Raw genomic sequence first — 13,033 nt, 5'->3', positions numbered from 1 at the left:
GCGATAGCTTGAACTATTTAGCGCAAATTAGCGTCAATTAGAGCAAAGAATTGAGCAATAAAATCGTAAGTACTTACTAACTTTATTTCTCTTTTCCAGTGAAATTGCCGCGCGGCTTCACTTGTTCCATGCTTTCTAAGATGCGATGGTAATTTTCAAAGCGCGATTCTGCAATTTTGTTTGTTTCTACGGCTTCACGTAACAAACAACCTGGGTCATCTAAATGTTTACAGTCACGGAATTTACAACCGCCAAGGTAATCTTTAAATTCGACAAATCCTTTCGTCACTTGTTCCGTGGTTAAATGCCACAAACCAAATTCACGAACACCAGGGGAGTCAATCACATCGCCACCGAGTGGGAAGTGGTATAAGCGGGCAGTCGTTGTGGTATGTTGCCCCAGACCGGAGTTATCTGAAACATCGTTAACTAAAATGGTTTCTTCGTTATGTGGTAGCAATGTATTGAGTAGGCTGGACTTACCGACACCTGATTGACCCACGAATACTGAAACTTTCCCTGCTAGCGCGTTAGTAAGCGCTTCCATTCCTTCATTAGTATGGCTGGAGACTTCTAATACTTGGTAGCCAATTTCGCTGTAAATTGTCATCAAGTCGCTCACCCACTCTCGGTTTTCGTCATCAAGTAGGTCAACTTTGTTAAGGACGATAATCGGTTGAATGCCAATTGTTTCACAGGCAACAAGATAGCGGTCGATAATATTGAGCGAAAGTTCTGGCAAAATTGCAGAAACGACGACAATTTGGTCGATGTTTGCAGCGATTGGTTTCAAACCATCGTAATAATCAGGGCGAGTAAGTACAGAGTGGCGCTCATGAACAGCTTCGACAATGCCATTAACCTTGATCTCAGTTTGTGTATTCAACGCAGGGCGCCACACCACGTTATCCCCTGTGACGAGGGATGAAATAGTTCTGCGCAAATTACAGCGTTGAATGGTGCCGTCGTTCGCTTCAATATCAGCATGTTGCCCAAAGCGGCTGATGACTAAGCCTTCTTGTGCTTCACCTAATTGGCTATCATCGATTTCAACTGTTTTTTGTTTTTTCAGTCTTTTTTGATGATTTTCTTGAACTCGGCGCTGTTGGCCTTTCGAAAGTTTCTGTTTAGCCACCTGTCCTCTCTTCGCTATTGGCTGTCGTTGGAATATCACTCACGCATTAAGGCATGAAGAGTGCTATCATACCTTAACTTCACAGAATGCAGTTAGGGTATATCATGCAAAAGAATGAGAATAATTTAATTTGGATCGATTTAGAAATGACTGGCCTCGATCCCGTTCGTGATCGCATTATTGAAATTGCGACCATTGTAACAGATAGCCATCTTAATATTTTAGCAGAAGGCCCTGTGATTGCAGTTCATCAGACGGATGAGCAACTGGCTCTGATGGACGAATGGAATGTGAATACGCATACAGGAAGCGGTTTAGTTGAACGTGTGCGTAAAAGCACAGTAAGCGAACGTGAAGCAGAGTTAGCTACGATTGAGTTCCTTGAGAAATGGGTACCTAAAGGTGTATCGCCAATTTGTGGTAATAGCGTTGGGCAAGATAGACGCTTCTTATTTAATTATATGCCTGAATTAGAAAGTTATTTTCATTATCGTTATTTAGATGTGAGCACATTGAAAGAACTTGCTCGTCGTTGGAAGCCTGAAATTTTAACGGGTTTTTCGAAGAAAAATACCCACCAAGCGCTTGATGATATTCGCGAATCCGTCGCTGAGCTAGCTTATTATCGAGAAACATTTATCAAAGAATAAATGTTGAACTAATGAAGATACCGCCCTTGAGGCGGTTTTTTTAATATAAAAAATTGAGGATTTACCTTTTTTGCTCAATATTGCAACAATAACAAGACTGCTATATACTTATGCTATATTGCATTGGTTGAGGAGGCTCATATGATCCAGCATGGTAAAGTTTTTATGAGTAATCGTACCCAAAATGTTCGCTTACCCGCTGAATTACGTTTTCCTGATGATGTGAAGGATGTCATTGTTAGAGCGAAAGGCAAAGAACGAATAATTACACCCGTTCAAAATTCATGGGATAGCTTCTTTTTGTCTGAACCTGCAATAACCGATGACTTCTTATCATCACGAGCAGAGCAGGTTCCAACACAAAGAGAATCGTTTGATGATTAAATATTTACTCGATACAAATATTGTTATTTTTACGATAAAGCGCCGTCCAGAATCCTTATTACCTAAGTTTAATCAGTACGCAAGCCAGCTAGCGATATCAAGTATAACGTTAGCTGAACTTGTTTTTGGGGCGGAAAAAAGTATGAATCCCGCCAAAAATCTTTCGGTAGTGAGTGATTTTGTTTCTCGGTTAATGGTTTTACCTTACGATGATTTAGCTGCTTTTCATTATGGTGATATAAGAGCATCTCTTGAAAGGCAAGGTCGGAGAATTGGTGAAAATGACTTGCATATTGCTGCACATGCAAGAAGTAAAGGTTTGATTGTAGTGACAAATAATACCAGAGAGTTTGAGAGAGTTGATGGCCTAAGATTGGAGGATTGGGTAAAGTAAGCCGTTAATTGCTATTGTATAACCCATCTAAAGTTTAAAAGTTACCAATGTTAATGTATTGAAATCAGGTTTTTACAACGTGTGTTGATAAAATCACCATTGTGACTATTTTGTCGGCAAACGAACAAAAAAATAAAAATTTTGAGTGCAAAGGCTTGCTAGTCTCTGAATTTTTCGTATAATGCGCTCCCCGTACCGATGAAGTTTTTGTCATAATATCGGCGCGGAAAACATCCAGAAATGGTATGCGGGAATAGCTCAGTTGGTAGAGCACGACCTTGCCAAGGTCGGGGTCGCGAGTTCGAGTCTCGTTTCCCGCTCCAAGCTTTCTTGATGTTTTAGCTAAAGCACTATTTTCGTGATGCGGGAATAGCTCAGTTGGTAGAGCACGACCTTGCCAAGGTCGGGGTCGCGAGTTCGAGTCTCGTTTCCCGCTCCAAACTTTCTTAGTGTTTTAGTAAAATTGCAGTACCCACCAAATGCGGGAATAGCTCAGTTGGTAGAGCACGACCTTGCCAAGGTCGGGGTCGCGAGTTCGAGTCTCGTTTCCCGCTCCAATCTCTTATTTATATCATCTCAATTTTTTCTTTATAATTTCAATCCAAATAATATTTTAGTACTAAGTGAAATTACTAATTTCATCTAACGGTTTTTTGTACGTAATTTTATTGTTGGTACCCTTGCTAAGCTAGGATCCACGCTCCTTTGCCGATCTTTCTTGGATCTAATTTGGATTTTTGCTTGCATTCAACTTCGGGTCACCATAGAATAGCCACCCCTTAGCAATAGGGCATTCTAAAGGCTTTTATGTTCTTAAGATAAAAGTTTAAATAATAAACAAAAATGTGTTTTTTATTTAACTCAGGCAAATTTTCATTTTAACCTGGTTTTTTTGCAACTTTTTTCGATTAGTTAACGTAAAATCAGCATTTTTCTTTACAATTCAGCATCAAAAAGTTATCCACAGCCTGTTGAGTTGCTACCCATCTATATGCCAATTTGAAATAACTTATTGCACAGAGTTATCCACAAGCTAACGTCACAATTTTTCCAGTACTACCCGCCAAAGGTAGCTAGAATAATCATTTGTAACTTGTTGATTTATAGTTAGTGAATTTATTTTTTGAAAATGTGCTAAGCATAACTTGCAAATTCTTTACCTATTGTCTGCAAAGCGATTTTTTATTTTATTCACATCGATTTGACAATTATAGATTTCAGTTATATGGCAGGCCTTTTTTTAGGCGTCGCGCGGTAAACCTTTAGTAATCGCCCGTACAAGGCGTTTTTGTTGTGAAGTTTGAATTGTTACTTGATTCTCTAGGCGACGACTAAGCTGTTGTTGTATAGACCAATGAAAGTGTTCGTCTAACATTTCGTTGATCCCCAACCTATTTTGTAATGCAAGCACAATACTATCTTGATAAGGCGCATTGCCCAGTGCGACACTGATGTTTCTCAACCATTTAATATAGCCAATACGACGAATGGCAGAGCCTTCCGTTACCTTCAAAAATGTTTCTTCAGTCCATGCAAACAGCTCAAGCAATTCAGGGGTGTGTAGTGCTTGCCTTGGGCTAAAGTCTTCCTCGTCAGTGAGTTGGGAGAAACGGTTCCATGGACAAATTAATTGGCAGTCATCACAGCCATAAATTCGGTTACCCATTAATGGACGAAACTCTTCAGGTATCGCACTATCAAGTTCAATTGTTAAATAGGAAATACAGCGTCTTGCATCAATGGTATAGGGCTCAACAATGGCACCTGTCGGGCAAGTTGTCATACAGGCAACGCAGCGGCCACAATCGTCTTCAATGGGCTTATCAACAGGAACAGGCAGATTGATCAGCAGCTCACCAAGGAAAAACCATGAGCCTGCTTCACGATTTAATACCAATGAGTGTTTTCCCGTCCACCCTAAACCAGCTTTAACGGCAAGAGGTCGCTCTAAGATAGGTGCAGAGTCAACAAATGGACGAAAGTTTAGATCCTCAACGGTTGTCCCATCGGCAAGGATCGCACCATCAAATTCACGACAGTAAGCTAAAATACGATCAGCAAGGACTTTTAAGCGCTTTTTTAATAGCTTATGATAGTCACGGCCAAGGGCATAGCGGCTAACATAGCCAAGTTTAGGGTTATTCAATGTGCTGGCAAACGCCGCTTTGGCGGGTAAATAATTCATGCGAACACTGATGACTCGTAAAGTGCCAGGGTGAAGTTCATGGGGGCGTGCACGCATCATGCCGTGGCGCTTCATCCACGCCATTTCACCGTGGTATTGATTATCAAGCCATGCCTGTAGTTTGGGCTCTTCTGTAGACAAGTCAGTATCGCAGATCCCCACCTGTTGGAAGCCTGCTTCAATGCCCCATTGTTTGATAAGTTGAGCGAGAAGGTTGAGATCGAGAAATGCAGCCATCAGATCCTGTCACAGTAAAATAAAACGGCTGGCACTCTATCATGGAAGCGGTTTTTCTCAAAATTGATGAAAAGAGTGCCTTTCGGTGTTCAGATCTATTATAAGATATTTCTGATCTGATAGTTTCAGCAATGTTAATTAAGAAAAATGACGGCGCTTAGGTTAATATAGTCAATGATATTTGGAAGAACGGAAACAGACTTCTTCTCGGATACTGATAACAGTCATTAGACAATAATTTGGCGACACAGCCCATCAATAATGCCATAAAAGAACACTATGAAAGAACGTAGAATACAACTTGCTGATGAAGCGCAAACTGTTGCGCTTGGTCGCGCAATTGCAGGTGCTTGCCATCAAGGTGTGGTCATTCACTTGTATGGTGATCTCGGTGCGGGAAAAACCACGTTTAGTCGTGGTTTCTTACAAGCATTGGGTCATCAAGGCCATGTAAAAAGTCCAACTTACACACTGGTTGAACCTTATGAATTAGCGGATCGTTATGTTTTTCACTTTGATCTCTATCGTCTAGCAGATCCTGAAGAACTTGAATTTATGGGTATTCGTGACTATTTTTCTGAAAACTCGATCTGCTTAGTTGAATGGCCGCAACAAGGTAAAGGTTTTTTACCTGAAGCGGATCTTGAGCTCCATCTCACATATCAAGATGAAGGGCGTCAGGCTCACATCGTTGCTTTGTCTGCAAATGGGGAGTCGTTGTTAGAAGCATTACCCCAATTCTAAGGAACTTATTGCTCATGTTGAATGCATCAATGCACAGAATAACCAGAAAGGGTTTTTTGACAGCTTTTGTTTTACTTATGCTCTCATTCGCATGGCTTTTTGCTGTGCAAGCACAAGCTGCAACACTGTCTAATATTCAAGTGAATAATAGTCCATCACAAGCTGAGGTTACGCTAAGCTTTATTGATGGGAAGCCTGATTACTCTTATTTTCCCTTGCATTCACCTGAGCGACTCGTTGTTGATGTAAAGCAACGAGGTGAGATCCTTGGCCTGCCTTTGAAAGTCCCCGCAGGGGATTTGGTAAAAGTGGTGCGTTCAAGCCAACCTTCGGACAACCAACACAAACGTCTGGTGATGGAGCTATCTCGCGCAGCAAAAACCAAAGCTACCCTAAAGCAAGTGGGTGGGGAATATCAACTAGTACTGACAATCTCAACGGGGAATACGAACAACTCTGCTTCATATAATCGCACCAATAATCATGTTACCCCTGTGGTGAATAACACACAGGACAAACCGTTAAAAATGAATAATCCAGCCCCCGTTTCAACACCCGCATCTACCAAATACAAAAATATGCCTAAAGGCAGCAAACAGGTGGTGATCGCTATTGATGCAGGGCATGGTGGTAAAGACCCTGGCGCGATTGGGAAAAATGGTTATAAAGAGAAAGATGTGACTCTGAGCGTTGCAAAAAAACTCTATCGGCGCCTCGAAGCTGACCCTATGTTCAAACCCGCTATGACGCGTGATGGCGACTATTTTATTTCTGTTAGTGGACGCTCTGATGTCGCTCGTAAAAAAGGCGCGAACATGTTGGTGTCCATCCATGCGGACTCAGCACCTAATAGCAGCGCACGGGGTGCCTCTGTTTGGGTATTATCAAATCGCCGTGCAAACAGTGAGTTAGGTAACTGGTTAGAACAACGTGAAAAACAATCTGAATTATTAGGTGGAGCAGGAGATGCACTGAGTGGTGCGGATCCTTATTTAAGCCAAGCCGTATTAGATTTACAATTCGGTCACTCTCAACGTGTGGGATATGATGTCGCGGTTCAAGTGATCCAACAACTGAGAAAAGTGGGTAATATCCATAAGAAAACACCAGAACATGCCAGCCTTGGTGTTTTGCGTTCTCCTGATATCCCTTCGATATTAGTCGAAACGGGCTTCATTAGTAATGCAGCGGAAGAGCAATTGCTCAAATCCAATGAATTCCAAGATGCGGTGGCTGAGGCCATTCACTTAGGGCTTCGCCAATACTTCCTTGCAAACCCGATTCAGGCAGCACCAAAATAAGGAGTTGAGTGATGGCAATACATATTCTCTCTCCTCAATTAGCGAACCAAATTGCGGCAGGTGAAGTCGTTGAAAGGCCTGCCTCTGTCGTAAAAGAGCTGGTTGAAAATAGCCTTGATGCCAAGGCAACGCGTATTGATATAGATATTGAGCGGGGTGGAGAGAAACTGATCCGTATTCGTGATAATGGCTGTGGGATTAACAAAGATGAATTAATCCTCGCCCTTGCGCGCCATGCGACCAGTAAAATTGCGACGCTCGATGATCTCGAAGCCATTATGAGTATGGGCTTTCGCGGTGAAGCATTAGCGAGCATCAGCTCTGTTTCACGATTAACGTTGACGTCAAAACCCGCGGACCAAACCGAAGCGTGGCAGTCTTACGCTGAAGGGCGGGATATGGAAGTCACGGTAAAGCCTGCAGCGCATCCTAATGGTACGACGGTTGAAGTCCTCGATCTCTTTTATAATACCCCCGCAAGGCGCAAATTTATGCGCACTGAAAAAACCGAATTTGGCCATATTGATGAAGTGGTTCGCCGCATTGCATTGTCGCGCCCTGATGTGTCTATTAATTTGACTCATAACGGAAAACTGGTGAAGCAGTACCGTGCTGCCCATGATGAAGTGCAACAAGAAAGGCGGCTTGGGACTATTTGCGGTACAGGCTTTATGCAAGGCGCATTAGCGTTGTCTTGGGAGCATAGCGACCTTGCAATTAAAGGTTGGGTGGTTTCCCCATCGAATACCCCTGTGAGTGAAACTCAGTATTGCTATGTGAATGGACGGATGATGCGCGACCGGTTAATTAACCATGCTATCCGCCAAGCATTTGAAGGTTATTTAGAAGACAATCAACAGCCCGCTTATGTCTTATATTTAACCATTGATCCGAAACAAGTGGATGTAAACGTCCATCCAGCGAAACATGAGGTACGTTTTCATCAAGCGCGGTTAGTGCATGATTTTATTTATCAAGCCGTGCGTACAGTACTCCTTGAAGCGGCATCAATAAGTGAATTGCCAGGAATAGAGCCAGTGCATGCTGAGCTCGAAAACCGGTCTTCAGCGGGAGGGAATTATTTTTCTCCCCCAACACCAGCTTCGAAACCAAATTATACCGAATTATCGCCACAAGCTGAGAGAACCGCTCGTGAACCACAGGTCGCTTATAAGCCTGCAAGCACGGCGACATCGAGTTCTTCCATGCACAAACCTGCATCACAATTTGTCGGGAATGTAGAGCAGAAAAACTACGGCACTAACTACGATAAAAAAGCGGGAGGCCTTTACCAAAGCTTGATGTCAATTCCAGTTCCTGAAACGGAGAAAAAACCGCTTTTTCCTGAGCGCCAACCTGTGGATACGCTTCAAGTTTCTTCACAACCTGTAGCAAAAAATGCGGATAACTACCTTTTTGGTAAAGTATTGACAATTTACTCAAAAAACTTTGCATTAATTGAGTCTTCGTTGGGACTAATCCTGTTATCCTTAACGGAAGCTAATTATTTATTGAAATTAGCGCAATTGTCGCCAGAGGGTGAAAACCTCAAGCCACAACCTCTTTTGATACCGCTAAAATTGTCACTTAAAAACGATGAAATAGAGGTTTTACAGCGGTACAAGGAACAATTGGCAATATTTGGTATCGAAGCCACGATATTTCATGGAAAAGTAACAATTCATACGGTATCGTTACCATTAAGAACACAAAATTTATCGCAACTTTTTTCAGATTTGATCGGTTTTTTATCGACAAAAGAAAGCATCACACAACAAGATATCGCACAATGGCTAGCCAAAGCGGTTTCACAGGTGAAAACGGAAGAAAGTTGGAGTTTAGCGCAGGCTGTTCAATTGCTGGCTGATGTTGAGCGGATTTGTCCGCAGTGGGTAAAAAATCCCCCACCAACATTATTACAATTAATTAATTTACAATCCGTGGTAGCTACACTAACAAATGAGTGATTTAGTAACTCAGAAAAAACCTGATGCAATATTCCTTATGGGGCCGACTGCTTCAGGTAAAACCGCTTTAGCGATAGAACTTCGCAAGCATTTGCCTGTGGAAATTATTAGTGTCGATTCGGCGTTAATTTACCGTGGAATGGATATTGGTACAGCAAAGCCAACAGCCGAGGAACTCAGCCAAGCCCCTCATCGTTTGATTGATATTCTCGATCCAGCTCTACCTTATTCTGCTGCTGATTTTCGTCGTGACGCATTAAAAGTAATGAGTGAGATTACTGCTCAGGGTAAAATACCGTTACTTGTTGGCGGTACCATGTTGTATTTCAAAGCATTGTTAGAAGGACTTTCACCATTGCCTTCTGCTGATGCAAATGTGCGTACCCAAATAGAACAGATAGCGCAAGAACATGGATGGAGTGAAATTCATCGCCGTTTAGCGGAGGTTGATCCTGTTGCAGCGGCTAGGATCCACCCGAATGATCCACAAAGATTATCCCGTGCTTTAGAGGTATATCTCATTTCAGGACAAACTTTGACTGAAATGATACAAACAGCAGGGGAAGAATTGCCTTATAATGTGTTTCAGTTTGCTATTGCGCCACAAGATCGTAAAATTTTACATGAACGCATAGAACAACGCTTTCATCTGATGATAGACGCTGGTTTTGAAGAGGAAGTGCGTGCTCTTTACCACCGAGGTGATTTACATGTTGATCTTCCCGCCATTCGTTGTGTGGGATATCGGCAAATGTGGTCATATTTGGACGGCGAAATTAGCCATGATGAAATGGTTTATCGGGGAATTTGTGCAACACGCCAATTGGCAAAACGCCAGATTACCTGGTTAAGAAGCTGGGATAATGTTCAGTGGTTAGATAGTGAGCAACCTCAGCAGGCGCTTGACACAGTTATGCAGGTAGTACGTGCATAGGACTGATGTTTGTGTACAATTAGAACGTTAAGCGCAATTTTTGAGTAGTTACTTTTTGGAATCATAAAGATTCTCTTTTAAAAACAACAAAATAAGGAAAACATAGAATGGCTAAGGGGCAATCTTTGCAAGATCCGTTCCTGAACGCATTACGTCGTGAAAGGGTTCCGGTCTCTATTTATCTCGTTAATGGCATCAAATTGCAGGGGCAAATTGAATCTTTTGACCAATTTGTCATTTTATTGAAAAACACAGTTAGCCAGATGGTTTATAAGCACGCTATCTCTACTGTCGTCCCTGCACGTCCTGTTTCTCACCACAGTGGTACAACAGGTGGTAGCGCAGGTAACGGTAATTACCATTCGGGTGCACCTGCATCGCAGGATGGCGAAGTAACTGAGTAAGTTTGTACGCTAAAAGACAAGGAAAGCATGGGTAGGGAGACTGTACCTGTGTTTTTCCTTTGCAATTATTGTTTAGCCTAAGAGGTTGCACCTTGTTTGATAGGTATGAAGGCGGTGAACTTGCTGTGTTAGTCCATGTCTTTTTTTCCCAAGAAAAAGACGTTGATAATCTGGCAGAGTTTGAGTCACTCGTGACATCTGCTGGGGTAAAGCCAGTACAAATAGTCACAGGCAGTCGTAAGGCACCTCACCCAAAGTTTTTTGTTGGGGAAGGAAAAGCTGAAGAGATAGCCCAAGCCGTTGAGGAAAGTGGCGCAGATGTGGTGTTGTTTAACCATACGCTAAGCCCGGCTCAAGAACGTAATCTCGAAAGGATTTGCCAATGTAAGGTGGTTGACCGTACAGGGGTAATTTTAGATATATTTGCTCAACGGGCGCGTACGCATGAAGGTAAACTTCAAGTTGAATTGGCACAGTTACGTCATTTATCCACTCGCTTAGTGAGAGGATGGACACACCTTGAGCGCCAAAAAGGCGGGATTGGTTTGCGTGGTCCTGGTGAAACTCAGCTTGAAACAGACCGTCGGTTATTAAGGGATAAAATCAAACAGATTTTATCGCGGCTTAGCCGAGTAGAAAAACAGCGTGAACAAGGGCGTCAAGCGAGAAGTAAAGCGGATATTCCGACAATTTCTCTCGTGGGTTATACCAATGCGGGTAAATCGAGTTTATTTAACCGTATGACGTCTGCGGATGTTTATGCTGCAGATCAGCTATTTGCGACACTCGACCCAACGCTTCGCCGTATTAATGTCGAAGATGTCGGTGTTGTCGTTTTAGCAGATACCGTGGGTTTTATTCGCCACTTACCACATGATTTGGTTGCCGCATTTAAAGCAACCCTGCAAGAAACACGTGAAGCAACGTTACTGCTGCACGTTATCGATGCAGCAGATGCTCGCTTGGATGAAAATATCCATGCGGTTGAAAGCGTGTTGGAAGAAATTGAAGCGGATGAAATACCAGCACTTTTAGTGATGAACAAAGTTGATATGCTGGAAGATTTTGTCCCGCGTATTGACAGAGATGAGGATAACAACCCTGTTCGTGTTTGGGTTTCGGCGCAAACAGGTGAAGGTATCCCATTGCTGTTACAAGCATTGACGGAACGCCTTTCTGGTGAAATCGCACATTATGAATTGCGTTTACCACCAAACGAAGGTCGTTTGCGTAGCCGTTTTTATCAACTCCAGTCAATCGAACGTGAATGGTTGGAAGATGACGGTTCAATCGGCCTTGAGGTGCGTATGCCAATGGTGGATTGGCGACGTTTGTGTAAACAAGAGCAGCAATTACCTGACTACGTGGTTTAACAACGTCGTCGGGCAATGGAATTGATATTAAGAGACACACAAACTCAGCATACTTCCAGTGTATTGAGTGGAGCTCTTAGCCCTGAAAATCAATCATAAAGAATGGAGCTAAAACATGGCGTGGAATCAGCCCGGTAATGACGGACAAGACCGCGATCCGTGGGGAAGCGGCAATAAAGGCGGCAACTCTGGCGGGAACAAAGGTGGTCGAAAACGTGGGGCTTATGATCTCGACGATCTCTTTCGTAAAATAGGCAGCAAGCTAGGTGGGAACAAAGGCGGCAACGGTGGTGATGGCGATAACAAACAGCCTTCACAAATCAGTGGTCGTTTAGGGATGTTAGCACTTGCTGCTATTGTAGTTGTCTGGGCAGGTTCTGGCTTCTACACCATCAAAGAAAGTGACCGTGGCGTAGTGTTACGTTTTGGTGAATACAGTGGTGTTGTTGGGCCAGGTCTGAACTGGAAGCCAACATTCATTGATAGAGTCGTGCCTGTCAACGTAGAAACTGTACGTGAGCAAGCGACTAACGGCATGATGTTGACGTCAGATGAAAACGTGATCCGCGTTGAAATGAACGTTCAATACCGTGTGACTGACCCTGCGCAATATTTATTTAGCGTGACTAACCCAGACAACAGTCTGCGTCAGGCGTTAGACAGTGCTGTGCGTGGTGTTATTGGTCAATCTGCCATGGAGCAAGTATTGACTACGAATCGAGCCTTTATCCGTGATGTGACACAAAAAGAGCTTGAAGCGACAATTGCACCATACAAAATGGGTATCACACTGCTGGATGTCAACTTCCAGGCAGCGCGTCCACCTGAAGATGTTAAAGCAGCATTTGATGACGTAATCTCAGCAAGGGAAGAAGAACAAAAAACTATTCGTGAAGCGCACGCTTATCGAAATGAAGTTCTTCCACTGGCAAAAGGTAACGCACAACGCCTGATTGAAGAAGCCGAAGCGTATAAAGCGAGTGTGGTCTTCAAAGCAGAGGGTGAGGTCGCAAGCTTTGCTAAAATGTTACCTGAATACCGTGCAGCACCAGAAATCACTCGCGAGCGTCTTTACATCGATACGATGGAGCGTGTGTTAAGTAATACACGTAAAGTTATTGCGAATGATAAGAGCAACAGCATGTTAGTGCTGCCGCTTGACCAAATCATGCGTGGTACAAATTCAGATGCAGCTTCAACATCAAAAGTTAATCCGTCAGCAAGAATGGCGACGCCAAGCATTAATTCGTCATCATCTGCTGCAACGCCTGCACAGCCAAACAGTGCTGTTCGTGGTGATGCTGTTAGAGTAGGGAGACAATAAT

Annotated in this window: 12 protein-coding genes and 3 tRNA genes; 13 read left to right on the top strand and 2 right to left on the bottom strand. The window is 43.1% G+C overall.

Annotated features, from left to right (window positions below; translation table 11 throughout):
- Nucleotides 1-82: 82 nt before the first annotated feature.
- Nucleotides 83-1,135 (bottom strand): small ribosomal subunit biogenesis GTPase RsgA, encoded by a 1,053-nt coding sequence (gene rsgA / locus KDJ85_RS16730; protein WP_225820600.1) that lies wholly within the window; start codon nt 1,133-1,135, stop codon nt 83-85.
- 104 nt (nt 1,136-1,239) lie between these two features.
- On the opposite strand from rsgA, the gene orn reads away from it, so the two are divergent.
- The 6 genes from orn to KDJ85_RS16700 all read left to right on the top strand — a co-directional run bounded on the left by orn (nt 1,240) and on the right by KDJ85_RS16700 (nt 3,120).
- The gene (gene orn, locus KDJ85_RS16725) at nt 1,240-1,785 is read left to right on the top strand and encodes an oligoribonuclease (RefSeq protein WP_225820599.1); all 546 of its coding nucleotides are present in this window, start codon (nt 1,240-1,242) and stop codon (nt 1,783-1,785) included.
- A 141-nt stretch (nt 1,786-1,926) separates the two neighbouring features.
- Nucleotides 1,927-2,169, top strand: a complete 243-nt coding sequence (gene vapB / locus KDJ85_RS16720; protein WP_225820598.1) for a type II toxin-antitoxin system VapB family antitoxin — start codon at nt 1,927-1,929, stop codon at nt 2,167-2,169.
- Entirely contained in the window at nt 2,162-2,563 is a 402-nt protein-coding gene (gene vapC / locus KDJ85_RS16715) for a type II toxin-antitoxin system tRNA(fMet)-specific endonuclease VapC (protein WP_225820597.1), read from the top strand. The genes vapB and vapC overlap by 8 nt, the downstream gene beginning before the upstream one ends.
- 247 nt (nt 2,564-2,810) lie before the next feature.
- Nucleotides 2,811-2,886, top strand: a tRNA-Gly gene (locus KDJ85_RS16710).
- A 40-nt stretch (nt 2,887-2,926) separates the two neighbouring features.
- Nucleotides 2,927-3,002: transfer RNA gene (locus tag KDJ85_RS16705), tRNA-Gly, on the top strand.
- A 42-nt stretch (nt 3,003-3,044) separates the two neighbouring features.
- Nucleotides 3,045-3,120 (top strand) — tRNA-Gly (locus tag KDJ85_RS16700).
- Between the two features lie 683 nt (nt 3,121-3,803).
- On the opposite strand, the gene queG is transcribed toward KDJ85_RS16700, so the two are convergent.
- The gene (queG, locus tag KDJ85_RS16695) at nt 3,804-4,985 is read right to left on the bottom strand and encodes a tRNA epoxyqueuosine(34) reductase QueG (RefSeq protein WP_225820596.1); all 1,182 of its coding nucleotides are present in this window, start codon (nt 4,983-4,985) and stop codon (nt 3,804-3,806) included.
- A 279-nt stretch (nt 4,986-5,264) separates the two neighbouring features.
- On the opposite strand from queG, the gene tsaE reads away from it, so the two are divergent.
- From tsaE to hflK, 7 genes are all read left to right on the top strand, one after another.
- A complete protein-coding gene (gene tsaE, locus KDJ85_RS16690; protein ID WP_206083153.1) occupies nt 5,265-5,729 on the top strand; it encodes a tRNA (adenosine(37)-N6)-threonylcarbamoyltransferase complex ATPase subunit type 1 TsaE in 465 nt (154 codons plus the stop codon).
- Between the two features lie 14 nt (nt 5,730-5,743).
- A complete protein-coding gene (gene amiB, locus KDJ85_RS16685) occupies nt 5,744-7,030 on the top strand; it encodes an N-acetylmuramoyl-L-alanine amidase AmiB (protein WP_225820595.1) in 1,287 nt (428 codons plus the stop codon).
- An 11-nt stretch (nt 7,031-7,041) separates the two neighbouring features.
- Nucleotides 7,042-8,997: a DNA mismatch repair endonuclease MutL gene (mutL, locus tag KDJ85_RS16680; RefSeq protein WP_225820594.1), complete on the top strand. Its 1,956-nt coding sequence runs from the start codon at nt 7,042-7,044 to the stop codon at nt 8,995-8,997.
- Nucleotides 8,990-9,931: a tRNA (adenosine(37)-N6)-dimethylallyltransferase MiaA gene (miaA, locus tag KDJ85_RS16675; protein ID WP_225820593.1), complete on the top strand. Its 942-nt coding sequence runs from the start codon at nt 8,990-8,992 to the stop codon at nt 9,929-9,931. The genes mutL and miaA overlap by 8 nt, the downstream gene beginning before the upstream one ends.
- 107 nt (nt 9,932-10,038) lie before the next feature.
- Nucleotides 10,039-10,335, top strand: a complete 297-nt coding sequence (gene hfq / locus KDJ85_RS16670) for an RNA chaperone Hfq (protein WP_206083158.1) — start codon at nt 10,039-10,041, stop codon at nt 10,333-10,335.
- A 92-nt stretch (nt 10,336-10,427) separates the two neighbouring features.
- Nucleotides 10,428-11,708: a ribosome rescue GTPase HflX gene (hflX, locus tag KDJ85_RS16665; protein ID WP_225820592.1), complete on the top strand. Its 1,281-nt coding sequence runs from the start codon at nt 10,428-10,430 to the stop codon at nt 11,706-11,708.
- A 115-nt stretch (nt 11,709-11,823) separates the two neighbouring features.
- Nucleotides 11,824-13,032 carry an FtsH protease activity modulator HflK gene (gene hflK / locus KDJ85_RS16660; protein WP_047756188.1) on the top strand — a complete coding sequence of 403 codons (1,209 nt, stop codon included), beginning with the start codon at nt 11,824-11,826 and terminating at the stop codon, nt 13,030-13,032.
- The last annotated feature ends 1 nt before the right edge of the window (nt 13,033 follow it).

This window comes from Providencia vermicola (genome assembly GCF_020381325.1).
GTDB lineage: Bacteria > Pseudomonadota > Gammaproteobacteria > Enterobacterales > Enterobacteriaceae > Providencia > Providencia vermicola.
This window is presented reverse-complemented; position numbering and strand designations above follow the sequence as displayed.